We start from the raw sequence: 23911 nt of genomic DNA, 5'->3' as shown, positions 1-23911 counted from the left end.
GCGCGGTTTTTTTATTTTTTAAGAAATGAAAAAGAGAAGTAGGTAGACCCCACTTCTCTTTTACTATTCTTTATCTTCTTTTGAATCATCTGGCTTTGGTTTTTCAGTAGATTGGTTAGAACCGCTACCTGAATTTCCACCGCCTGTACTTGGTTTTTCTTCTGTACCTGTACTTGGTTTATTCGAACTATTGCCACTACTACCATTGTTGGTAGCTGGTGGCTTATTGTTTGATTCTGGTTTTGATGTGTTGCCAGAACCTGTTGAATTATTTGAACTACCAGTAGCTGGTTTATTTGTTTGAGTGTTATTCGAACTTGATGAATTCGAATTATTGCTAGATGCTTCATTCTTTTTATCTGTCGTCGTGTTATTTATACCTTTCTTTGCTGGTAGCGTACCACCGAATGGTGATAATAAAGAAGAGATAGTTACTGGAGGAACAGACAATGAACCATTGAATAAATCAGATGTCATGTTACCACATCCAGAATAACCACCAGTATCTGCACAGAATGAACGATTCACAACATTTGGAGGGCGTGTAAATGAGCTACCACCAGCTGTTGCAAGTTTTGGATCTGTACTATAAATCGAGTTCATAACACGCGCCCAGAATAAGTTGACACGTGTACTTGGATCGAAATAAGCGCCGTTATATTGATTTAATGTTTTTGGTTGGTCATAACCCATCCATACACCTAATGTGATTTTCGGGTTGTAGCCGACTAACCATACATCTTTATATTCTTGAGATGTACCTGTTTTACCAGCAAAATCACCACTAAAGTTTAGGCTGCCTTTTGCTTTTGAACCTGTACCGCCATTGAATACATCTCTTAGCATATCTGTAATGATATACGATGTTTCTTCAGAGAATACGCGTTTCTTTTTCGACTTGTGCTTGTAAATCGTTTTACCATTACGGTCTACAATTTTTTCAACCACATACGCATCTACGAAATCTCCACCGTTTGCGAATGTCGCAAATGCATTGGTATTTTCTTCTACTGTTACGCCGTATTTTAAAGCACCAATCGATGTTGAGTAGTTTGTATAATCATCTGCATCTAGATTTGAGAAGCCCATTTTTTCTAAGAAGTTTGCAGGTTTATTCGCCATAATTTGAGCGTATAAACGAATCGCAGGTAAGTTTAATGAGTCTTTTAAAGCGTCACGTGCAGAAACAATACCACGTTCTTCATTCACATCAAAGTTAGAAGGTTGCCAGCCACCATAATTAAATTTCACATCGGCTACAGGGCTACCAGCACCAATACGACCATATTCAATTGCAGGTGCGTAAACAAGTAAAGGTTTCATTGTTGAACCGTTTGAACGTTTTGCTTGTGTTGCATGATTGAGTTCTTCGAGTTTGAAGTCTCGACCACCGATGAAGCTTAGTAAACGACCTGTCTCATTTTCGATAACTACGCCACCTACTTGAACAGGATCCGCTACAGGTTTCGTTTCACCTGTTTCAGAGTCTGTTACATTCTTCGTATAGGTAGCTCCGTAATAAGGGAATGAGTCCTTCGCTGTATCCATCGCATCATATAATTTTTTGTCAATTGTCGAATAAATTTTATAGCCTTTTGAACGTAATTCTCGGTCAGCTAAAATTGTGTATTTTTCACGTAATTTGGATTCTTTATCAATACGTTTTGCTTCAATACCGTCTTTTTTCGCCAGAATTTTTGCCATAATACCTTTTGCTTGATCTTCAATTTCATATGTTACGTATGGATATTTTTCTGTTGCTTGTTTTTCGCGTGCGCGAAAATCTTTCACGATGTTATATTTAAGTGCTTTTTTATATTCTGCATCTGAAATATAACCTGTTTCATGCATACGATAAAGTACTGTTTTCATACGATTTACGCCAAGTTGTAACATCTTTTTATCTTTTAATTGTCCAGTTTGCGTATAAGGTGTATAAGCAAATGGAGATTGTGGGATCCCCGCAATATAAGCAGCTTGTGGTAAACTCAAGTCTGAAGCGCTCTTATTGAAAATTCCTTTTGAAGCTGTTTCAACACCTGCAATATTACGGCCAGTCGAATTACGACCATACGGGATAATATTCAAATATGCTTCTAAAATCTCATCTTTTGTCATGAAGTGCTCTAAACGCATGGCAAGCAGTAATTCTTTTGCTTTACGTTCATAAGATACTTCATTTGTTAAGACTTGGTTTTTAATTAATTGTTGTGTCAGTGTCGAACCACCTGTTTGCATAGACGAATTCGATACATCTTGTAATAAACCACGGAATACAGCCTTTGGTACAATGCCGTTATGTTCATAGAAGTATTCATCTTCTGTCGCAAGTACAGCATCAATTACTTTAGGTGATACTTGTTTTAAAGTTGTTTCTGTTCTTTCTAAATCAGTTCGCATCTTCCCTAAATATTGATTATTAGCGAAGTATAACTGACTGGTCTCATCATAGTTAAAAATGGTCTCACGCATTTCTTGTTTTGATGAGAGCTTTTCGTCTTTTACTAGTGATGCAAAATAACCTGCACCAATAGAACCTAAAAAGACAATTCCGACAAGCATAAGCGTTAAGAATAATAAGAATAAATTCCAAATTACGCTGGATGAAATACGGAAATATTTCATAAATGCCTTGTCGGAAAATGCTTGTATATGTTGATCCCAACTCTCTAATAGCTTTTTCATGGATATCACTCGAATGATCATTTTTAAAACTCTTTTGAGAGTATTGCTACTTTAAAAATGACCTTCCTCCTTCAGTTTAAATCAGGTTAAAAAAGGTATTGCAACTATACATTTTTTAACTGGTCACTAGACTGTATAATACAATCGATTTTTCTTTTTTTTAATTATAAATGAATCGATGCAATGGACATATGTATGAACCGTTATTAACTTTAGCATCTCTTACGTAAAAATAGTATACAATATTTTACCCTACTTATAGCAAATATATTCCAAATAATAGACGGTTAAAATTTTTGCATACATACTTAATATTACATGAAAATGACTCACTTATGTGTGAACAATTTAAACATTGACAAAAAAAATGAACTAAAGTAAAGTAACAGGTATATATTTCGTACGGAGAAAAATGCGCAGTAGAAACAAAATTCCCTGTTCAGAGAGTTAGCGGTCGGTGCAAGCTAACCATAATTTTGTTTTGAATTACACATTTGGAGTAACGACGTAGCCGCTGCGTTAAAGCGATAGAGCGGGAGAGATGACAAGCATTTCTCCAAGCCGGGTGGTACCGCGTTATTCGTCCCTAACGTCCCTGCATCAATATGATGGCAGGGACGATTTTTTTATTATTAGGAGGAATAACAATGACAAATGCATTAATTGAAGATTTAACATGGCGTGGTTTGTTGTACCAGCAAACAGATGAAGAAGGCATGGCGAAATTACTAGACGAAGAAAAAGTATCGTTATACGTAGGTGTAGATCCAACAGCAGATTCGATGCATATCGGTCACATCGTTCCAATGCTAACATTACGTCGTTTCCAACAAGCTGGTCACCAACCTGTATTACTAGTAGGTGGTGCAACAGGAATGATTGGTGACCCATCAGGTCGTTCTTCAGAGCGTAATTTATTAACAGAAGAACAAATTCAACATAATGTAGACTGCATCAAAGGACAACTAGGTCGTATTTTCGACTTCAAAGATGAAGCGAATGGCGCAAAATTAGTGAATAACTACGATTGGTTCGGCAATATGACAACAATCGAATTTTTACGTGACTATGGTAAATTAATTAATATTAATTACATGCTAGGTAAGGATACGATTTCTTCTCGCTTAGAATCAGGTCTATCATTCACTGAATTCACATACACACTAATTCAAGGTATGGACTTTAATCATTTATACGATCACCACAATGTACGTATTCAAGTGGGTGGCTCTGATCAATGGGGTAATATTACAACAGGTCTAGAAGTAATTCGTAAAACACATGATGAAGAAGCAAAAGCATTTGGTTTTACAATTCCACTTGTGACAAAAGCAGATGGTACGAAATTTGGTAAAACAGCTGGTGGCGCGATTTGGTTAGATGGTGAAAAAACATCTCCATATGAATTCTACCAATTCTGGCTAAACACAGCAGATGCGGATGTTGTGAAATACTTAAAAATCTTTACTTTCTTAACACGTGCTGAAATTGAAGCTTTAGCTGAAAAAGTAGAAACAGAAGCACATTTACGTGAAGCTCAAAAAACATTAGCTGCTGAAATGACAAAAATGATTCATGGTGAAGAAGGTTTAGAGCAAGCATTAAAAATTACAGCTGCGCTATTCTCAGGTGACTTAAAAGCTTTATCAGCAGATGAGATGAAAGTAGCATTCTCAGGTGTTCCATCTGTAGAAGTAACGAAAGCAGATACAAATATTGTTGAATTGTTAGTAGAAGCTAAAATCTCACCTTCAAAACGTCAAGCGCGTGAAGATGTAACAAATGGTGCAATCTCCGTAAACGGTGAGAAAGTACAAGACCTTGACTACACAGTTGATGCAAAAGACCGTTTAGAGGATGCCTTCACAATCATTCGTCGTGGTAAGAAAAAATACTTCATGGTGAAGTTTTCATAATAAATCGCATTTGAATGCAAAAAAGAAGGAATCGCAACTAGTCGATTCCTTCTCTTTTTATGAATGGAAAATGAGTTTCTTCCTATTATGTTGTTAAAAAAGACGGGGTTTCTACATGTGCATATGCGTCAGGATGAATTCGTTTGGCAAGTTGAATCGCACCAATTAAAAGACGAGGAGATGGGCGACAGTAAAGCCATTCTTCCATTTTAAAAATGCATTCATTTTTTACAGCATTCATCTCTTGCCATCCATCACGCCTTAATACGACTTTTGGATTGATACGTTCATAAGCTACACCTACCCATGATAAAAAAATATAATCTGGATTTCGATTTTTTACATCATCAAAATCAGTCATAACACTAGCTAATTCAACATCTTCAAAAGCATTGCGGCCACCGGCGAGTTGACTGATTTCTGTTAACCAATTCACTTTTCCAGGTGTGAAAATGGGATTGGGCCACCATTCCCAATAAAGTGAAGGATGTTCATTGATTGATTGAGAAATGGTATGTAGTTCATGTCTTTTTGCTTCATAAGCTGTTGCAAATTCTTCCGCACGAACTGCAACACCGCAAGCTTTCCCAACCAGACGGACTTCTTCAATGATCTCATCAAGTGAATTTGCATTTAAAATGAGTTGAGGAATCCCGCGTTCTTTTAAACCTTCAACATTCTTTTCCATACCAGGAACACTGAGAGAAGATAGAACGATGTCAGGTTTTAAGGCTTCTAATGCATCTAAATCAATGGATAAATCAGGTCCTAATTTTGGTAATGTGTGTACAACCTGTGGCCAATCTGAAAAATCATCAACAGCAATGAGTGAATCAGTCAAGCCGAGTAAAGCAACGATTTCTGTATTACTTGGACAAATTGAGATAATCCGCATGAAAATCCTCCTTCACATTTCTTTTCAAAAATTATAACATAGTGTATGATGAACTTCTGAATTTGAAATGCTTGACTAAATACCTTGCGGGGTATATCATAGCGATATAAATAAATGATGGGAGGTAATTAAACAGTTATAATAAATCTATAAATATCTATAAAAAACTATTTATTTTTCATACATTTCATGGTGTAATAGAATTATCCACTAATTCAAAGGAGAATGAAATGTATGAAAAAATACAGTATTGGTCAATTCGCAAAAGAAATCGGAGTAACAGTTCAGACTTTAAGAAATTGGGATAAGACAAATAAATTAAATCCTCAATATACTGCACCTTCTGGACACCGTTATTACTCTCAACAACAACTTGAATATTTTCTTGGTTTACATTCTCCTGAATCAGAATCGAGAATAACTATCGGCTACTGTCGAGTATCTTCTCATAAGCAAAAGGATGATTTGCAGAGGCAAGTGGAAAACATGGAATCATACTTACTGTCTCAAGGTAATCCATTTAAGATTGTGAAAGATATAGGTAGTGGTATAAACTACAACAAAAAAGGGTTAAATGATGTTATTGATTTAGTCCTAAATTACAAAGTAGATAGGGTTGTAGTTTTATACAAAGATAGGTTATTACGATTCGGATTTGAACTCTTGGAAAATTTATTTGCTAAATACGGAACAAAGATTGAGGTTATCGACAATACTCCAATGACAGATAATCAAGAGTTGGTCGAAGATTTAATTCAAATTGTTACTGTATTTAGTTGCAAATTACAAGGGAGACGGGCGAATAAGGTTAAGAAATTAATTAAGGAGTTGAAAGAGAATGATACTAGCAAAGAAGATACGAATTAAACCAACTAAAGAACAAGAAATTCAACTATGGAAATCTACTGGTGTGGCAAGATGGGTATACAATTGGACATTAGCTAGACAACAAGAAAATTATCAACGAGGGTTGAAATTCTTATCTGACAATGTTTTGAGAAAAGAAATCACACAAATTAAAAAACAAGAGGACTTCCAATGGTTGAGTGAAGTATCAAATAATGTAGCTAAGCAAGCTGTTAAAGATGCTTGTAATGCGTATAAGAGATTCTTTAAAGGTTTGGCGAAACGTCCAAGATTCAAGTCTAAGAAGAAATCTAAATCTTCTTTCTATAATGACAATGTGAAACTTAAAGTAAAAAAGAACACGGTGTTAATTGAGAAAGTAGGATGGGTTGCAACTTCTGAACAAGTCCCAATGGGGGTGAAATATACTAATCCTAGAGTATCTTTTGACGGAAAGTATTGGTATATCTCTGTTGGAGTAGAGCAAGAACAAGTAAAACAAGAATTAACGAATGAAGTAATTGGAGTAGATTTAGGAGTTAAAGAATTAGCAATTTGCTCGAACGAAATGGTGTTCAAAAACATTAACAAAACAAAAGAAGTGAGAAATATTGAGAAACGTTTACGTAGGTTACAGCGAAGCGTTTCCCGAAAATATGAGATGAATAAGGAGGGAGACCGATTTGTCAAAACATGTAACATTATAAAAATCGAAAAGCAAATACGAAATCTACACAGACGGTTAGCTAACATTAGAAACAACCACATTCATCAAGCAACAAATACAATAGTGAAAACCAAACCTTGTAAAGTTGTGATGGAAGATTTGAATGTAGTTGGAATGATGAAAAACCGTCATTTAGCTAAAGCAGTAGCCAAACAAAAGATGTATGAATTTCTCCGTCAATTGAAATACAAATGTGAAAAATACGGAATTGAATTTATACAAGTTGGACGTTTCTTCCCATCTTCTAAAACATGTTCGTGCTGTGGACAAATTAAATCAGATTTAAAATTATCTGATAGAGTTTACAAGTGTGACTGTGGATTAGAGATAGACAGAGATATGAATGCTGCGTTAAATTTAGCTAAATATGGAGAATTAGTAGCTTAGTCACTTACAAGACACTACTAATGTGTAGGGTTCGTTGTACCCGAATTAACGCCTGTGGAGTATCATACCAAATGTGAGTAGCTTCGGCAAAAGCAGATACAAAGAAACAGGAAATAAACATTGCTTATAGATTTTTATAGGTTTTTGGCAACGGTAAAAATAGTGGAATATGATCAACAAGTTCGAAACAGACTGAAACGCATCGATGGACAGATTCAAGGGATTTTACGCATGATGGATGAAGGTAAAGACTGTAAACAAGTCATTACACAATTATCTGCTGCTCGTTCAGCAATCGATCGTACAATTGGCTTAGTCGTTAGTACGAATTTAGTACACTGTATCCAAGGCGAAGGGAATACAGACGATAAAACACATGAAGAGCTTATTCAAGAAGCTGTGAATCTTCTTGTGAAAAGTCGCTAAAAAGAAGTCGTTTCGTACTTCTTTTTACTATTTTTAATACCCCCATAAGTATAAAAGAGGAGCATATAGAATGAAAACTATTACAACAACAGAAGTACAAGAAAAGTTAGCAGCAGGTGAACAACTACATTTAATCGATGTACGCGAAGTAGAAGAAGTAGAAGCAGGAAAAATTCCTGGCATTACTCATATCCCTTTAGGTTTATTAGAATTTAGAATGCATGAATTAGATAAAAATACACCATATATTATGGTATGTCGCTCAGGTGGACGCTCAGGTCAAGCAACACAATTTTTAGAGCAACAAGGTTACGATGTAACGAATATGAATGGCGGTATGATGATGTGGGGCGGAGAAGTAGAATAATCAATACTCAATCTGGAAGAATCACACAATGTTGTGGTTCTTCTTTTTTGCAAAGTAACAATAAATGGAGGCTGTTTGTCCTAAAAGAAATCAGGGTAAATTCTAATAATATCAAAAAATTCATGTTTTATTAATTAGGAGGATGAGCATGCATAAAAAAGTAAATCCCTTTACACATCTCTGGTTTCATCCAGTTGATACAGTGAAAAGCGTATTGATGGAACGCAGTTTTTGGGGTATATTCTTTCTTGCTTTCTTAGGTGCATGGGCAACAAGTTTATTTGGGACAATGGATCAAAAGAATATGGTGACAAGTTCAGGTGACTTACCAAACTCTTTCATCATTATATTTGCTGGAGCAGTAGGTGCCATTTTTGCTTTAATTGTAGGTAGTATTTTTACAGCATTCTTTTATTGGTTAGTGGGTAAAATTCTAAAGGGAACAGGTAGTTTTGTAGCTTTATATAAAGGTTCAATGTTCCTAACATTTCCTCACTTTTTACTTTTTCCATTTGTAATTATTTATTTAATTGCATATCCGGCTAATTTTTATAATACGGATTTAGATCAGACAGCTGGATCAATTACGTTAGCAATTATCGTGGGTATTTTAGCGGTTATTTGTTCTATCTATACGTTCATTGTAGGGATTGTTATGTTATCGGAAGTACATCAATTCTCCAAATGGAAAGCGTTCTTTACGATGATTTTATCAGTGGTTGTCATTTCTGCTATTATATTTGCTTGTGTAGGAATCTTTTTAGGTCTTACACAACTATAGAATTTAAGCAGATTGAAACATAAGTATACAAAATATGATCCCACATGAGCATAAGAAAAACTGGAATCGCGCTGTCGTACGGTTCCAGTTTTTTTAACCTGTTTTATATTTATACATCCATCCAATTACTGTAGTAACCATGTTTGCCGAAATCAACAAGTACATCTTCGTCAGCAGTAGGAGCAACACCATTCCAATGCGATGTGCTAAGAAGTTTCCCTTCATCATCATGGATTTTAATATGTTGGCGATTTAGTTCCACATTTTCCTCTGCGTATGACTTAGCTTCTCCAATATCTTCAAACAAACCTTCAAAAGCATTGCCTAATCCAAAGTTAATTGAGTAGTAGCGTCCCATAAATTATCTTCCTTTCAATTGAGTAGAATTATTTTACTTCAATATGCCACTTATATTCTTTTTTGTCGCTTGCAAAAGCAGGTTTATAAACAAGTCCGTATTCTCCAGCGCCTTCAACATCACATTGTAATACACCTTTAATCGTTTTCTTTTTATCCAAATCACCATCTAGATGATTTATTTCACCGAAGTAACTTTCTTGTTTCTTACCGTTTTTATAAAGTGTAAATTCTGTAGAAGCAAGTAGTGCTTTTTTGTTTGCAGTTATATCTAGTGTAAGAGCCTTGCCTTTAGGCTTTATATTTTTTCACCATCCGATAATTTTGCAAATGTAATGGTAAAATCAACACGATCAATTTTCACCATATTTTCTACTTCATATTTTGTACCATTTTTCGATGTATCATTTGTTGATGAACTCTCTGCTTTTTAGCCGTTTTTTTCTTCTGTTGCATTACCGCAAGCGCTTAATAAAAAAAGTGTAACTAATGGTAAAACAACTAATGATTTACGCATAGTAAACCCTCCTGAAATAGAATTTAGACTGTTCTTTGTTTATTTGCCCTTTTTAGTAAGATTTAATCTCTTTAAGTGAAAGGTGAGGTATGGAAAGAGAAAATATGTTTATCGGCGAAAGAAAACAAGTGTATTTTTGTTATAAATTATATGTTTAAACAACAAAAAAACCTTGAAAACAACGTTTTCAAGGTTTTTTGAATCAAAAAGATTAACGAGAGTAGAACTCTACGATGTAAGCTTCGTTGATTTCAGCTGATAATTCAGAGCGCTCTGGTAGGCGAGTGAAAGTACCAACTTTGTTGTCAGCATCGAAAGTTAAGTATTCTGGAACGAATGCGTTAGCTTCGATTGCTTCGTTTACAGCAGTAAGGTTAAGAGATTTTTCACGAAGAGAAATAACTTGACCTGGTTTTACGCTGTATGATGGGATATCAACGCGTTTACCATCAACTGTTACGTGACCGTGGTTTACTAATTGACGAGCGCCGCGACGAGTGCGAGCTAAGCCAAGACGGTAAACTAGGTTGTCTAAGCGAGTTTCAAGAAGGATCATGAAGTTTTCACCATGTACACCATTCATTTTACCAGCTTTAACGAATAAGTTGTGGAATTGACGTTCAGTCATACCGTACATATGACGAAGTTTTTGTTTTTCTTGTAATTGTAGACCATACTCAGATAATTTTTTACGTTGAGTTGGACCGTGTTGACCTGGAGCGTATGGACGCTTTTCGATTTCTTTACCAGTACCGCTTAAAGAAATGCCTAAACGACGAGATAGTTTCCAAGATGGACCTGTATAACGAGACATTTAAAGTCCCTCCTATGATTTTTATTTGGCATAAAACAAAAATCAGCTGTATTTAGCAAAGCAGTTATTCTATATTCAAGTAGTTTCGTTCATGCAGCCTAAGAATTACTCCTACTCCGTCTAGCAGAACTAGAGGAACAGAATAAACGACAATACCATACAACCGCTGCGTTTATTTTACACAAATTTTATTGTATATCGTATAGATTGGTATGTCAAGAAAATGAGGGAAATAACGGACAAATTAATTAAAGAAAATTGTTTTTTTTGAACTTGGTTAAATAGAAGTAGTATAAAAGAACCTATTTGTGTATAATACAGTTAAGAATCTTGTGTCTATTAAACGAAAATAGGTGATTACATTTGCGAGATCAACATATTATGGATGCAATTAAAGGGCATATATTGGACTTATGGATTGAAATTCATCGCGATGGATTTAATACCTTCTCATATTATAGTTATTTAAATGAATTATTGTATCAACAATTCCAATTAAAAAATGTAGAATACTATTTTATAGAAGAAAAACAACTACGAAAGCTAAGACATCATCAACAAGATTTTCAATCTCATCATATCGCTTTAGATTGTATTCTCACACATATACAAAATAATTCAATTCATCATCTTGTATCAAGCGTACAAATCCATCATCCAGAAGTGAATGATGCTTTAATCATTCGACAAAAAGGCGATGTAGAAGGAGTATTGTTTTTTACTTCTTCACCTAAATGGGAAGAAGTAAAACAAAGTGATTACTTTGCGGAATTAATGAAGTCATTTTATGAGTTTGCACGTACAATTAAGCAACAATATCAAAGTCGTGCAGAAAATCGTTTGAATAAAGAATTGTTAAAAATGACAGAATTATTCCACTCCACAATGAATGTTGAGCATATTATAGATGCGCTTTTACAAGAATTAGAAAGTAAGTTTTCTCAATATGAATATCAATTGATTTTATCGAATGATCAAGAACATCAACTTCCTAAAAATGTATCGGTATATGACTATATTAATGAAAGACCTGCGACAACGGAATCGTTTGTATCGGGTCATTTGGTGCATGAAAATTTTGAAGAACATGGACTAACATCTTTATGTGCCCCAATCAAGGGTCATCAAGGAACATACGGTGTAATCCGTATTGAAAAGCATGGGAAATACCACTTCACAGAATATGATGAACGAAAACTAAGTTTTTTAGGCGATACCTCAGGTAAAGCGTTAGAAAATGCAAAGTTATATGAGCAATCGCATCGACTTGTCAACGATTTACAGTTTATTAATGAGTCATTTCATGATTTGAATATGAACTTATCACAAAAAGAAATGCTTGAATATTTGTCGAAACAAATTTCAAAAGCATTTAAGCCTTCTGAATTGGCATTTGTTTTTATGAACCAACGATTAGAGATAGAGACGGGAACAACACCTTATTTTTATTCAAATGAATCAGCTGTTTATTTGGAGTACATTGGTAAGCACTTTTCAAGAACGAATGAGCCACTGTTTGTTGCAGATTTTCAAGAATTAATTGATTTAGAAATACCATACGCATCATTGATGGCTGTACCTATCATTATTCGAGAGAAAGTGCATGGCTTTGTGTTATTAGTACATGAAGAGGCTTATTACTTCTCCTTTGATAGTTATAAATTAATCCAATCGATTATTCGTCACTCTTCATTGGCAATTTCAAATGTTATTTTACGTGAACAGCTACAGGAGATGGTAAATCGCGATAATTTAACCAAACTTTTTGCGCGCCATTATCTAGATAGCTTTGTTGAGGAGTCGATGCACATCGATAGACAAGGTGTTTTTGTATTATTTGACATTGATGACTTCAAACAAGTAAATGATAAATTCGGTCATCATCAAGGAGATCGTGTTTTAGAGCATGTAGCAAAAATTATTCAAGAAGAAGTAGGGGAGTGTGGAATTGGAGCGCGTTGGGGCGGGGAAGAACTAGCTGTTTATCTACCGAATAATCAGTTGATGAATAGTCAACAAATTGTGGCACGCATTTCACAACGAATTTTGAAAGAAACTGTACCGAAAGTAACGGTATCGGCAGGGATTTCTTATTGGAATCACCATCGAAAGCATGTAACATACCAAAGTTTATTTAAAGAAGCGGATGCAGCGTTATATTTTGCAAAGGGTAATGGTAAAAATCAAGCCCAAGTGTATACAAAAAAGATGGAAATTAAAGAGATTCTTTAATAGAGAAAAGGAATTGAAAAAAGAGAAGTCCCATTATTTTTTAAAGGGATTTCTCTTTTTGTGTTTGTTTATACTAAAAATTTTTGAAGTGTTTCGACAAATAGCTCAATACCTTCTTGGTCTTCTTCTGAGAAGCGATTTTTGATTGGGCTATCAATGTCAAGTACGCCGTATAGTTCCCCGTTGATTACAATTGGTACGACAATTTCAGAATTGGATGCAGCATCACAAGCGATGTGTCCTGGAAAAGCATGCACGTCTTCTACACGGTATGTTTTTAATTCGCTTGCAGCTGTACCGCAAACACCACGACCAAGAGCGATGTGTACACAAGCTGGTAAGCCTTGGAATGGACCTAATAATAACTCGTCATTTTTATATAAATAAAAACCGCACCAGTTAATTGTATCAAGCGCTTGGTTTAATAAAGCTGATGCATTACTTAAAATAGCGATGTGATCTGTTTCGCCTTCTGTTAATGCTGCTAGTTGTTTTGATAACATAACATATTTTTCTTTTGATGAACCTTCAATATTTTGTGGTGTAAACATATAAAGCCACTTCCTTTTCTATAAATACGGTTGTAATTCCTCAAAGAACTGGTCAAAGTCTTTTGCTTGATGAGCATCCGAACCAAAAACGAGAGGAATTTGTAATTGTTTTGCGTGTTCGATATAACGAATAGGTGGGTAAGATTCTAAACAAAATTTCTTAGCATATCCCGCACTATTTACGTCAAGCTCATAGTTATGATGTTTGATGGATTGTAAAACATGTTCAATCTGTTCGTGATCGTCAATCGTTTCTTGATGAGCATGTTGAAATTTATGGATGAGTGTTGGATGTCCAATTCTCTTTGGTTTAAAAGTCCCTAAATCGGCTATAATCGACTGCTGAATTGTATCATAATACAGTTGATATAATCGTTCAACTGAACCGACCTTTTTGACCGTATCCATAAAAACATCATCTGAATAATCAATACAAACATAGTCGTTATCAATTTTTAAAAAGTGAACAGATAAAATAGCGTCGTCTATTATGGTTCCATATGTATGTAACCACTGTTTCGTTTCTTTCTCATAACCAATTATGTAATCAACTTCAAAACCAATGCGGATTTTTATGTTGTTCGCATATTGAGCTTGTAAGTTTTGCAATATTTTAATATACGTAGCTACATCTTTTGGTTGCATACCACTATCTTGCAAAGGTGTTGGATCTACAAAATTTGTTGGTAAAGGAGCATGTTCTGTAAAAGTAATATCTTCAAAACCTGCTTGAATTGCCTGTTCAATATATTGCTCGAAAGAATCTTTCGTGCCATGTGGGCAGAAAGGTGTATGAATATGTCCGTTTCTTTTCATGGGAAAACCTCCTAATGGCTTAAAAAAAGTACAAAAAATTGAAAAAAACACAAAATCGCATACAAATGGTGAACAAAAAGAAATGAAACATGGTAATATTAAAATAATATAAGTAGGCAGAAAACCTGATAGAAGAGATAGGGGGCATATGATGTACAATTATATCATTCCAATTGTCATCGTACTATTGATTTTTGTGGTCGTACTTTTTGTGTACCGCAAAAAACATCATACTGAGATTAGTAGATTGGATCAAAAAAGGTTAGACCTTCAAAACAAACCAGTTTTAGAGGAATTATCGAAAGTGAAAAAGTTAAATATGAGTGGTCAGGCAGAAGAAATGTTTGAGAGATGGCGCAATAAATGGACTGACATGATGGATGATGACTTAGTTCAAATTGAACAACAACTAATCCAAGCAGAAGAAACCGTAGATAAGTTCCAATTTAAAAAAGCTACACAAATTGAAGAAGAGGTGGAACAGCGTATTGATGCTTGTGATGGTGAGCTCGAAAATATTCTAACAGAACTAAATGATTTAATTGAAAGCGAAAAGAAAAGTCGTGTGGAAATCGAAAATTTAAAATTAGATTACCGTACATCACGCAAGACCTTACTCGCACACCAGTATTCATTTGGGGAAGCGGGTAATCTACTTGAAAGCCGTTTAGCTGTATTCCCAGAAAAATTTGAAGCTTATGAGCGACTAACAGCAGAAGGTAACTATTTAGAAGCGAAAGAAATTGTGAAAGAGTTAGATCATGAAGGTAAAGAAATTCTACGCTTAATTACGGAGATTCCAACGTTGTTGACAGATGTGCAACATAAGATACCAAATGATTTATCTGACTTACGTAATGGTTATCGTTCGATGGAACAGCAATCATTCTTCCTCTTACACTTAGAGTTGCCAGAAAAATTGGATGCAATTGAAGCGCAATTACCTATATTAAAAGAGCAGTTGGTGCAGTTAGAAACTGAAAATGCAATTGAACAAGTAGAACAAATGAAAAAAGATATTGATGCCTATTATGAAGCGCTTGAAAATGAAGTCCATGCAAAACAATTTGTAGATTCTAATTTTACAAAGTTAGGCACACGTTTAGAAGATTTACTTTTAGCTGTAGATGAAATGCAGTATGAAGCAGAAGTTGTTCAAAAAAGTTATCATTTAACAACACAGGAACTTGCAATGCCTCGTCAATGCCGTTCAGCTTTAAATACGTATAAGCAGCGTTACGATTTATTATGTGTGGAAGTAAAAGAAGAACAATCTGCTTACTCTATTCTAAAAGAAGAATTAGAAGATTTAGATAAGCTTATTGAAATTAAGAAAAAAGAGATTGAAGAATTTTCTAAAAAATTAGTAGACTTACGTGTTCATGAAAATGAAGGACGTGAACAGCTAGAATCGTTTGAACAGCGCCTTCGTTTACTAGAGCGTAGAATTCAAAAAGCGAATATGCCAGGTATTCCAGATGAGATTATCGCTCGCTTTAAAGAAGCTGATCAACAATTAGACGTTGTAAAGCAAGAATTATTAGAAGTACCGATTAATGTAGGCGTGATTGCCGCAAACTTAAAAAAATCAAATGAATTAATTACTGAAGCAGAAGGTGTAATTGAAGAAATGTTAAGTAATGTTCAGTTAATTGAATTATTGATTCAATATGGTAATCGTTACCGTACTTCAAAACCTGGTATGGATGAAAAATTAACAGAAGCAGAGCTTGCTTTTACTAATTTACGTTACACAAAAGCGTTAGAAGTGGTTGCGACAGCAGTAGAAGCAGCAGAACCAGGTGCTTTAGAGCGAATCGAAGGTTTAGCGAAACAAACAGTAACACGTGTTTAATATGCACTTAATTGGGGGTTGGAGCGAATGTTTGCTCTAACCTCTTTTACATTGTAAGCAAAGGTGTAAGACATCTGTTATTCTTTTTGATATAATAATTGAATATGTACGATAGAAGGAAGGGTCAATATGATTTATTTAGACAACAGTGCAACGACGAAGCCAGATGAACAAATTATGCGTACGTTTATTCAAGCGAATGAACGTTTTTACGCAAATCCAGCTTCATTGCATGAAATGGGTGTCGAAACAAATAAATTATTAAGTCGTTCTCGCCAACAAGTAGCCGATGTTTTTGGCACAACAGCTGAACAAGTTGTATTTACTTCAGGTGGCTCAGAATCGAATAATTTTATTATAAAAGGCATTGCGCGAGCAAATACACATCGAGGAAAGCATATTTTAGTTTCAGCGATTGAGCATGCGTCGGTATTAGAAAGTGTACGTGCTTTAGAACAAGAAGGATTTACAGTTGATTATGTGGACGTCACAACAACAGGTATTATCGACTTAGAAGATTTACAGCGAAAATTGCAAAAAGATACGGTACTTGTAAGTGTCATGCATGTGAATAATGAAGTGGGTGCGATTCAACCGATTGAACAAATTGCACAAATTGTTCATCGAGAAAGTCGTGCTTTTTTCCATGTGGATGCGGTGCAAAGTTTTGGTAAGTTACCAATCCGTTTTGCAAGTGAAGCAGGGCCAGATGCAATTACAATTTCCGGTCATAAACTACATGCGCTAAAAGGAACAGGTGTAGCAGTTTTTCGCAAACAAATGACACTTGAACCACTCATTCATGGTGGTGGTCAAGAGATGGGGTTGCGCAGCGGTACAGTAGCTGTTCCTCAGTATGTGGCATTATCAAAAGCGATTCGTTTATCTGCTGAACAGCAACAAGTGAATGCGAGGAAATATAGCATGTGGCGCAATGAGCTACATGAATTTTTACAGCAATTTAAAGCAATTCGTGTACTATCAACGAATCAGGGTGCACCTCATATTGTTAGTTATGCAGTTTCAGGTATCAAAGGTGAAGTGATGATTAATGCGATGCAAGCGCATAATGTCATTATTTCTACTTCAAGTGCTTGTCATTCAAAAGATACAAAGGTTAGTCATGTTGTATCTGCGATGAATGTGCCACATGAATATGCACGTGGTGTTGTGCGTATTAGCTTTGGGATGTTTAATACAGATGAGGAAATTCAGCAAGTAAAAGACATTATAGAACGCGTGATTCAGCAAGTTAAGGGAGAGGTCAAAAAATATGAAATGGCATGAAATTTTAATTCGTTACGGTGAAATTTCAACAAAAGGAAAGAACCGTAAACAATTCATTAGTCGTCTACGTGAAAATCTACGTTTTGTTTTTCAAGATGTAACAGATTTACGTATTCGTTCAGAACATGATCGTATGTATTTAAGAAGTAGTCATGAACATGAGATGGCAATTTTATTAGAACGTTTACCACGTGTTTTCGGCATACAATCATTTAGTCCAGTGGCAGAATGTAAAACCGATTTACAAGAAATGAAAGCACTCGCTGTAAAGATTGTTGAAGGAATCGATTACAAAGGTAAAACATTCAAAGTGAATGTACGTCGTGCTTATAAAAAATTTGAATTAGACACATATGAATTAAATCGTGATTTAGCTGGGCACGTGTTAACTACACTGCCGGGCATGACGGTTCAAATGAAAAATCCGGAAATTGAATTAGTTGTGGAAGTACGTGAAAATGGCACATATATGATGGTAGAGAAAATACCAGGTGCTACAGGTTTACCAGTTGGTTCAAATGGTAAAGCACTTTTATTATTATCAGGTGGGATTGATAGTCCCGTAGCAGCATACTTCATTATGAAGCGTGGTGTGCGAATTGAAGCGATTCATTTCTTTAGTCCGCCGTTCACAAGTGACCAATCACTTGAAAAAGTAAAAGATCTTTGTCAACAAATCAGTCAATTTGGTGGTAAAGTTCGTCTACACATTATTCCATTTACAGAAATTCAGCAAACGATTCAACAAAATGTACCGGAGAATGTAACGATGACTTCAACGCGCCGTATGATGATGAAAATTTCTGATTTAGTTCGTAAAGAAATTGACGCAAAAGTGTTAGTGACAGGGGAGAATTTAGGACAGGTAGCGAGTCAAACATTAGAGAGTTTAGCAGCTATTAATGATGTAACAACAACGCCTATTTTACGTCCGCTAATCACATACGATAAGCTTGAAATTATTGATGTCGCACAAAAAATTGGTACGTATGAAACATCGATTCGTCCATATGAGGATTGCTGTACGGTATTTACACCAGCAAGTCCAAAAACTAAACCCAAGATTGACAAAATGAATTATTATGAAAGCTTTACAGATTTCGATGAAATGATTGAACGCGCGATACAAAATCGCGAAATTCATGACTTCCCACGTAAAAAAGAAGTAGATGCGTTTGACGATTTACTTTAAATAAAAAGCGAAAAATCCGTATAATTTTTTATGCGGGTTTTTTTGTACTGAAAAAAATTAGTTAAGTAAATAAATTATTTTCAATCGTTTATTTATTAATGAATACATCAGAATTCAAGAATCTAAAGTTACATAAAATAACTAATTTGAGTGTTTAATGCTCGTTTTTTTGAATAATTTTGTTGAAAAACACACTTTTCTCTATAGTTTATAATAGTATTTTACTTTTTTAATATGTTATAATTTTGGGAATTATTAGGTAATTAAAAAAGTTTTTCTTTTAATATTAAGACCTAGTAATAATAATAAGTTATAGTAATAGGTTGTGCGATTGGGAGTGCTTAGTTATAATAATTAAGCAGAAATCTTAAATTTAGGGGGAGTTCGTTATGAACAGAGAGGATTTATTAGCACCAGAACATTATAACTTGGTATCAGAGTTTGAACAGTTCGCAACAGGTGAAGGTGCCATAGCGGTCAAATATGAAGACGTAGAAGGACAACACAAAGAAATCACATACGATGCTCTCATTCAACAAGCGAATCAAATGGCCAATGTGTTTCAATCACATGGACTAAAAAAAGGAGACGTTATGATTGTCATGGTTCCGCGTTTAATTGAAGCATATGTTACGTATATTGCGGCGATTAAATCCGGAATTGTTGTGATTCCAAGTTCTGAAATGCTACGTACAAAAGATATTGAATACCGTATTGAACACAGTTCAGCAAAAGCAATTGTGTCGTACGAGCCATACATTGATCAATTCGATCAAGTACGTAATTTAGAAGGTGTCAAACAATTTGTAATTGGTCATGCACATACACCTTGGGTTCCGTTGCTAGAAGAAGTGAAGGGAGCTTCTACATCATTTGAAATGTGCGATACGCAAAGTACGGATACAGCGTTCCTATCTTATACAAGTGGCACGACGGGTAATCCAAAAGCAGCTGTTCACACACATGCATGGGCTTACGCGCATTTACGTACAGCAGCTTCTCACTGGTTAGGAATTCAAAAAGGTGATTTAGTTTGGGCAACAGCAAGTCCAGGGTGGCAAAAATGGATTTGGAGTCCACTCCTATCTGTATTAGGTAGCGGTGCAACAGGCTTTGTTTATAACGGTCGTTTTGATGCTCAAACCTATCTGTCACTTATTCAAGAACATAAAATTAATGTTCTATGCTGTACCCCGACGGAGTATCGTGTCATGGCGAAAGTTGAAAATTTAGCTGACTTTGATTTAAGCAGCTTACACAGTGCAGTTTCTGCAGGTGAACCACTAAATGTAGAAGTGATTAATAAATTTCAACAGATATTTGATTTACAAGTACGTGATGGTTATGGTCAAACTGAAAATACATTACTAATCGGTACAATGAAAGGCATGGAAGCAAAATTAGGTTCGATGGGTAAACCAACACCAGGAAACATGGTAGTTGTGGTTGACGAGAACGGTGAACCATGTGCGCCAAATACAGTAGGAGATATCGCCATTCATAAAACAACACCTGCACTATTCAAAGAATATTATCGCGATCCTGAGCGTACACAAGGGCAATTCCGAGGTGATTACTACATTACAGGTGACCAAGCCAAAGTAGACGAAGACGGTTACTTCTGGTTTGAAGGTCGCAGCGATGATATTATCATCAGTTCAGGCTATACAATTGGACCATTCGAAGTAGAGGATGCACTTGTGAAGCACCCTGATGTACAAGAGTGTGCAGTAGTTGGAAGTCCAGATGAAATTCGTGGAGCGATTGTTAAAGCGTATATCATCTTACAAAACAAAGAACGCGCGAACGAAGAAGGATTTATTAAAGAGCTGCAAAGCTTTGCAAAAGAAGCAACAGCTCCTTATAAATATCCACGTGCAATTGAATTCGTTGATGAATTACCAAAAACAGCATCAGGTAAAATTCGCCGTGTGGAATTACGCGAACGTGAAATGAAAAAAACAGTGTAATGAAATAGAACAAATAAGCCCGTATGCAGTAGTAGATGTATGCGGGCTTATTCCTATTTGAAAATTTCGCGAGGCGAAGAAAAAATTATTTACATATGCAAACAAATATTACTATACTATAGAAACATTAGAAAGAAGAAAAGAGATGAAACGAGAATGGATTCGACAAAAAAAGGTATTTTGTCCGCAACGTTTGCGTATATTATGTGGGGACTTGTACCAATTTATTGGAAACAACTAGACATGGTGAGTAGTAACGAAATTATTACGAGTCGCATTGTCTGGTCATTTATTTTAACGCTCATCTTTGTTGTCGCCATTCGACAAGGAAAAGATTTATTGCAAGATGTTCAAACGCTTTGGCAACATCAAAAATCATTTTGGTCATTAGTTGCAGCTTCCTATTTAATATCAGCAAACTGGTACATATTTATTTGGGCAGTGAATCATAACCATATTGTAGAGACAAGTATGGGTTATTATATTAATCCATTAGTTTCTGTATTACTAGGTGTTATTTTCTTGAAAGAGCGTTTATCAAAGGCGCAAGTTTTAGCGTGCATCATTGCATTTGCCGGTGTAGCAGTTCTCGTTATTTCAAATGGAAAGTTCCCATTTGTCGCACTTGGACTTGCTTTTTCATTTGGTATTTATGGGTTATTAAAGAAACAAATCAAATTAGATGCCACACGCGGTTTAGTAATTGAAACGTTGTTCATCTTACCACTTGCACTTGGATATTACATTTACTTAATTGCTAAAGGTGAATCGGCAATGTTCCACTTAGACTGGGTAACAACATTCCTATTAATTGGTACAGGTGTCATAACAGCAATTCCACTAATCTTATTTGCAGTAGGTGCACAAAATATTCCACTTTACTTAGTTGGATTCTTCCAATATATTGCGCCAACTATGACATTGTTAATTGGTACATTTATTTACCATGAAAAATTTGGGCTTCATGATTTCATTGCATTTGGCTGTATCTGGCTTGCCATTATTGTTTTCTCGTATGCTACAATTGTAGAGGCGAAAAAATCAAAAAATTTAGCCTGAAAATGAAACATTTGGAATAATAATGCGTATAAACAATCAGAGGAGATGAGTTTATGAATGCAAAAAGATGGATTGCACTTGGAATAGCAGCCTTTTTACTGGTTGGTTCTACGGTAATTAGTGGCTTGATTAATTTTAGTAAAGTAAAATTTTCTGATGCTATGGTGCAAGTAATGGGTGAAGAATCTTCACTTGAACGTACAACAGTACAAGAAGGAAAAGAAACATCACAAATTGCAGTTTTAAAAGTAGATGGAGCAATTCAAGATACAGGTGAAGCTTCAGCGTTTACAGGGTCAAAGGGATATAATCATAAACAGTTTTTAAAACAGTTAGATGATGTGAAAAAAGATACAACTGTAAAAGGTGTTGTATTATATGTGAATTCACCAGGTGGTGGCGTTGTCGAATCAAAACAGATTTACGAGAAAATCAAAGATATTCAAAAGACGCGTAATATTCCAATCTATACATCAATGGGATCAATGGCCGCTTCAGGTGGTTACTATATCTCAGCACCAACAGATAAAATCTTTATCGATGAAGAGACATTAACAGGTTCAATCGGCGTTATCATGCAGTCAATCAATTACAGTAAATTAGCTGATAAATATGGTGTGAAATTCGAAACGATTAAAACAGGTCCGTATAAAGATATTATGAGTGGCTCTCGTGAGATGACAGAAGGCGACCGTAAAATCTTACAATCAATGGTTGATGACTCATACCAACGTTTCTTAAAAGTTGTAGCAGATGGTCGTAATATGCCGATGGAAAAAGTTAAAAAATTAGCAGATGGTCGCGTATATAATGGTTCACAAGCTGTAAAAGTAGGATTAGCAGATGAATTCGGTTATACAGAGGATGCGATTGCTGCAATGAAGAAAGAAAAAGGTTTAACAGGTTCAAAAGTATATGAATACAGTACAAGCGATTCCATCACAAGCTTATTTGCAACAAAAGTGCAGTCGTTATTAGGTGGTGGCTCAGTTGATGCACAAATGGTTCAACACATTTTATCAAATGCACAAAATGGCCCACGTCTCATGTATATGTATGGTGAAGAATAGGAGGGTTTCGCATGACACAATTTGCAACGCAAATCGAAATGCAAGAATCCGCTATTTTTGAACATAAATCAGCGGGATTTTGGGTTCGCTTTTTCGCTTTTTTAATGGATGTATTATTAGTAAACACTGTCCTAGTCGGTCTGCTGTTACAAAACATTATTCCCAAGTCGATTTGGGAAAATGAATTGATTTTATATATCTCGATTTCAGCTGTTTTATCAGGCGTGATGTTTTATATTTACTTCATCTTGATGACAAAATTTTTAAGTCAGACATTAGGTAAGATGATTTTTGGTTTAAAAGTCGTACGAGATGATGGTGAACCTCTTTCATGGTCTACTGTGCTCTTTCGTGAAGGTGTAGGGCGCTTTATTTCGATGACAGTGAAAATTTTATATTTAATCATTCCATTCACACCAAAGCATAAAGCTGTCCATGATTTCATTGCAGATACACATGTTATCCATGAAAGAGCATATAGTAAAAAAGAACAAGTAGTATCGCAAACAGTCGAAGTATAAAGAATGAAGGCTTCATAGTTGCGTAGTAAAGTGTAATTTTAGTAGAATTGGAAGTAGAAATTTTGAGGAGGCGTTTTGAGAATGGCAAATGTAACATTTATTAATAATCCAGTAACACTAGTAGGCGAAGAAGTAACTGTAGGTTCAAAAGCACCTGATTTTAAAGTTGTAGATAACGGTTTAGGTGAAAAAACATGGAAAGATTTCGCTGGTAAAAAAGTGTTAATTTCAGTTGTACCTTCTTTAGACACAGGCGTTTGTGATGCACAAACACGTCGTTTCAATGAAGAAGCGGCATCATTCGGTGATGATGTTGTGGTACTGACGATTTCAATGGACTTACCATTCGCACAAAAACGTTGGTGTGGCGCAAACGGTATTGAAAATGTTATTACATTATCAGATCACCGCGATGCATCATTTGGTGAAGCTTATGGCGTATTAATGAAAGAACTTCGCTTATTAGCTCGTTCAATCTTCGTAATTAATGAAGCTGGTGAAGTCACTTACACAGAATATGTTCCAGAAGGCACAAACCACCCAGATTACGATCGTGCTTTAGAAGCTCTAAAAGCACTTTAATTAAAAACATGAACGTTAGGGCCTGTCCTGTAAAGGATAGTCCCTTTCGTGTTTAGGA

22 protein-coding genes and 1 other annotated feature are annotated in these 23911 nt (G+C 35.4%); of the genes, 15 read left to right on the top strand and 7 right to left on the bottom strand.

Annotated elements, in window-relative coordinates:
• Nucleotides 1–63: 63 nt before the first annotated feature.
• Nucleotides 64–2685, bottom strand: coding sequence for a transglycosylase domain-containing protein (locus MHB75_RS08025; RefSeq protein WP_340996989.1), 2622 nt, complete (start codon nt 2683–2685; stop codon nt 64–66).
• A gap of 396 nt (nt 2686–3081) precedes the next feature.
• Nucleotides 3082–3285, top strand: a binding site (T-box leader).
• A gap of 47 nt (nt 3286–3332) precedes the next feature.
• Here MHB75_RS08025 and tyrS point away from each other — a divergent pair.
• Entirely contained in the window at nt 3333–4601 is a 1269-nt protein-coding gene (gene tyrS, locus MHB75_RS08020; RefSeq protein ID WP_285215286.1) for a tyrosine--tRNA ligase, read from the top strand.
• An 85-nt stretch (nt 4602–4686) separates the two neighbouring features.
• On the opposite strand, the gene MHB75_RS08015 is transcribed toward tyrS, so the two are convergent.
• Nucleotides 4687–5496, bottom strand: coding sequence for a cobalamin-binding protein (locus MHB75_RS08015; RefSeq protein ID WP_340996987.1), 810 nt, complete (start codon nt 5494–5496; stop codon nt 4687–4689).
• A 234-nt stretch (nt 5497–5730) separates the two neighbouring features.
• Here MHB75_RS08015 and MHB75_RS08010 point away from each other — a divergent pair, with 234 nt between their 5' ends.
• The 5 genes from MHB75_RS08010 to MHB75_RS07990 all read left to right on the top strand — a co-directional run bounded on the left by MHB75_RS08010 (nt 5731) and on the right by MHB75_RS07990 (nt 9030).
• On the top strand, nt 5731–6363 hold the full coding sequence (locus MHB75_RS08010) for an IS607 family transposase (protein WP_340995165.1): 633 nt from the start codon (nt 5731–5733) through the stop codon (nt 6361–6363).
• Nucleotides 6335–7456, top strand: a complete 1122-nt coding sequence (locus MHB75_RS08005) for an RNA-guided endonuclease InsQ/TnpB family protein (protein WP_340996986.1) — start codon at nt 6335–6337, stop codon at nt 7454–7456. Before MHB75_RS08010 ends, MHB75_RS08005 begins: the two co-directional genes overlap by 29 nt.
• A 162-nt stretch (nt 7457–7618) precedes the next feature.
• Nucleotides 7619–7882: a metal-sensitive transcriptional regulator gene (locus MHB75_RS08000; RefSeq protein WP_068451854.1), complete on the top strand. Its 264-nt coding sequence runs from the start codon at nt 7619–7621 to the stop codon at nt 7880–7882.
• Between the two features lie 70 nt (nt 7883–7952).
• Nucleotides 7953–8249 (top strand): rhodanese-like domain-containing protein, encoded by a 297-nt coding sequence (locus MHB75_RS07995; RefSeq protein ID WP_141273761.1) that lies wholly within the window; start codon nt 7953–7955, stop codon nt 8247–8249.
• A gap of 148 nt (nt 8250–8397) precedes the next feature.
• Nucleotides 8398–9030, top strand: coding sequence for a YIP1 family protein (locus tag MHB75_RS07990; RefSeq protein WP_340996984.1), 633 nt, complete (start codon nt 8398–8400; stop codon nt 9028–9030).
• Between the two features lie 109 nt (nt 9031–9139).
• Here MHB75_RS07990 and MHB75_RS07985 read toward each other — a convergent pair whose 3' ends face one another.
• From MHB75_RS07985 to rpsD, 3 genes are all read right to left on the bottom strand, one after another.
• A complete protein-coding gene (locus MHB75_RS07985; RefSeq protein ID WP_087680409.1) occupies nt 9140–9388 on the bottom strand; it encodes a hypothetical protein in 249 nt (82 codons plus the stop codon).
• Nucleotides 9389–9416: 28 nt separating this feature from the next.
• Nucleotides 9417–9548: a hypothetical protein gene (locus tag MHB75_RS07980; RefSeq protein WP_340996982.1), complete on the bottom strand. Its 132-nt coding sequence runs from the start codon at nt 9546–9548 to the stop codon at nt 9417–9419.
• A 567-nt stretch (nt 9549–10115) separates the two neighbouring features.
• Nucleotides 10116–10718 (bottom strand): 30S ribosomal protein S4, encoded by a 603-nt coding sequence (gene rpsD, locus MHB75_RS07975; protein ID WP_068451873.1) that lies wholly within the window; start codon nt 10716–10718, stop codon nt 10116–10118.
• 363 nt (nt 10719–11081) lie between these two features.
• Here rpsD and MHB75_RS07970 point away from each other — a divergent pair, with 363 nt between their 5' ends.
• Nucleotides 11082–12950: a sensor domain-containing diguanylate cyclase gene (locus tag MHB75_RS07970; RefSeq protein WP_340996979.1), complete on the top strand. Its 1869-nt coding sequence runs from the start codon at nt 11082–11084 to the stop codon at nt 12948–12950.
• A gap of 68 nt (nt 12951–13018) precedes the next feature.
• Here the strand turns inward: MHB75_RS07970 and MHB75_RS07965 are convergent, their stop codons facing one another.
• Together MHB75_RS07965 and hisJ are read right to left on the bottom strand one after the other, a co-directional pair.
• Entirely contained in the window at nt 13019–13501 is a 483-nt protein-coding gene (locus tag MHB75_RS07965) for a GAF domain-containing protein (RefSeq protein ID WP_141273758.1), read from the bottom strand.
• Nucleotides 13502–13519: 18 nt separating this feature from the next.
• The gene (gene hisJ / locus MHB75_RS07960; protein ID WP_340996975.1) at nt 13520–14317 is read right to left on the bottom strand and encodes a histidinol-phosphatase HisJ; all 798 of its coding nucleotides are present in this window, start codon (nt 14315–14317) and stop codon (nt 13520–13522) included.
• Nucleotides 14318–14468: 151 nt separating this feature from the next.
• On the opposite strand from hisJ, the gene MHB75_RS07955 reads away from it, so the two are divergent.
• The 8 genes from MHB75_RS07955 to tpx all read left to right on the top strand — a co-directional run bounded on the left by MHB75_RS07955 (nt 14469) and on the right by tpx (nt 23853).
• Nucleotides 14469–16172 carry a septation ring formation regulator EzrA gene (locus MHB75_RS07955; RefSeq protein ID WP_340996974.1) on the top strand — a complete coding sequence of 568 codons (1704 nt, stop codon included), beginning with the start codon at nt 14469–14471 and terminating at the stop codon, nt 16170–16172.
• A 129-nt stretch (nt 16173–16301) separates the two neighbouring features.
• Nucleotides 16302–17459 (top strand): cysteine desulfurase family protein, encoded by a 1158-nt coding sequence (locus MHB75_RS07950; protein WP_340996972.1) that lies wholly within the window; start codon nt 16302–16304, stop codon nt 17457–17459.
• The gene (gene thiI, locus MHB75_RS07945; RefSeq protein ID WP_340996970.1) at nt 17446–18651 is read left to right on the top strand and encodes a tRNA uracil 4-sulfurtransferase ThiI; all 1206 of its coding nucleotides are present in this window, start codon (nt 17446–17448) and stop codon (nt 18649–18651) included. The genes MHB75_RS07950 and thiI overlap by 14 nt, the downstream gene beginning before the upstream one ends.
• 389 nt (nt 18652–19040) lie before the next feature.
• Nucleotides 19041–20621, top strand: coding sequence for an acyl-CoA synthetase MbcS (gene mbcS, locus MHB75_RS07940; protein ID WP_340996969.1), 1581 nt, complete (start codon nt 19041–19043; stop codon nt 20619–20621).
• A gap of 156 nt (nt 20622–20777) precedes the next feature.
• On the top strand, nt 20778–21680 hold the full coding sequence (gene rarD / locus MHB75_RS07935; protein ID WP_340996968.1) for an EamA family transporter RarD: 903 nt from the start codon (nt 20778–20780) through the stop codon (nt 21678–21680).
• A 53-nt stretch (nt 21681–21733) separates the two neighbouring features.
• A complete protein-coding gene (sppA, locus tag MHB75_RS07930) occupies nt 21734–22750 on the top strand; it encodes a signal peptide peptidase SppA (RefSeq protein ID WP_340996965.1) in 1017 nt (338 codons plus the stop codon).
• Nucleotides 22751–22761: 11 nt separating this feature from the next.
• Entirely contained in the window at nt 22762–23271 is a 510-nt protein-coding gene (locus tag MHB75_RS07925; protein ID WP_340996963.1) for an RDD family protein, read from the top strand.
• Between the two features lie 81 nt (nt 23272–23352).
• On the top strand, nt 23353–23853 hold the full coding sequence (tpx, locus tag MHB75_RS07920; protein WP_068451900.1) for a thiol peroxidase: 501 nt from the start codon (nt 23353–23355) through the stop codon (nt 23851–23853).
• Nucleotides 23854–23911: the final 58 nt, after the last annotated feature.

Origin of the sequence: Kurthia sp. FSL E2-0154 (assembly GCF_038003625.1) — a bacterium.
GTDB lineage: Bacteria > Bacillota > Bacilli > Bacillales_A > Planococcaceae > Kurthia > Kurthia gibsonii.
The sequence above is the reverse complement of the archived record's forward strand: the minus strand, read 5'-3'. Positions and strand labels throughout refer to the sequence as shown.

Coding starts and splice junctions, on each gene's coding strand:
- MHB75_RS08025 (WP_340996989.1), bottom strand. CDS start 2,685: ATGAAAAAGCTATTAGAGAGTTGGGATCAACATATACAAGCATTTTCC.
- tyrS (WP_285215286.1), top strand. CDS start 3,333: ATGACAAATGCATTAATTGAAGATTTAACATGGCGTGGTTTGTTGTAC.
- MHB75_RS08015 (WP_340996987.1), bottom strand. CDS start 5,496: ATGCGGATTATCTCAATTTGTCCAAGTAATACAGAAATCGTTGCTTTA.
- MHB75_RS08010 (WP_340995165.1), top strand. CDS start 5,731: ATGAAAAAATACAGTATTGGTCAATTCGCAAAAGAAATCGGAGTAACA.
- MHB75_RS08005 (WP_340996986.1), top strand. CDS start 6,335: ATGATACTAGCAAAGAAGATACGAATTAAACCAACTAAAGAACAAGAA.
- MHB75_RS07995 (WP_141273761.1), top strand. CDS start 7,953: ATGAAAACTATTACAACAACAGAAGTACAAGAAAAGTTAGCAGCAGGT.
- MHB75_RS07990 (WP_340996984.1), top strand. CDS start 8,398: ATGCATAAAAAAGTAAATCCCTTTACACATCTCTGGTTTCATCCAGTT.
- MHB75_RS07985 (WP_087680409.1), bottom strand. CDS start 9,388: ATGGGACGCTACTACTCAATTAACTTTGGATTAGGCAATGCTTTTGAA.
- rpsD (WP_068451873.1), bottom strand. CDS start 10,718: ATGTCTCGTTATACAGGTCCATCTTGGAAACTATCTCGTCGTTTAGGC.
- MHB75_RS07965 (WP_141273758.1), bottom strand. CDS start 13,501: ATGTTTACACCACAAAATATTGAAGGTTCATCAAAAGAAAAATATGTT.
- hisJ (WP_340996975.1), bottom strand. CDS start 14,317: ATGAAAAGAAACGGACATATTCATACACCTTTCTGCCCACATGGCACG.
- MHB75_RS07955 (WP_340996974.1), top strand. CDS start 14,469: ATGTACAATTATATCATTCCAATTGTCATCGTACTATTGATTTTTGTG.
- MHB75_RS07950 (WP_340996972.1), top strand. CDS start 16,302: ATGATTTATTTAGACAACAGTGCAACGACGAAGCCAGATGAACAAATT.
- thiI (WP_340996970.1), top strand. CDS start 17,446: ATGAAATGGCATGAAATTTTAATTCGTTACGGTGAAATTTCAACAAAA.
- mbcS (WP_340996969.1), top strand. CDS start 19,041: ATGAACAGAGAGGATTTATTAGCACCAGAACATTATAACTTGGTATCA.
- rarD (WP_340996968.1), top strand. CDS start 20,778: ATGGATTCGACAAAAAAAGGTATTTTGTCCGCAACGTTTGCGTATATT.
- sppA (WP_340996965.1), top strand. CDS start 21,734: ATGAATGCAAAAAGATGGATTGCACTTGGAATAGCAGCCTTTTTACTG.
- MHB75_RS07925 (WP_340996963.1), top strand. CDS start 22,762: ATGACACAATTTGCAACGCAAATCGAAATGCAAGAATCCGCTATTTTT.
- tpx (WP_068451900.1), top strand. CDS start 23,353: ATGGCAAATGTAACATTTATTAATAATCCAGTAACACTAGTAGGCGAA.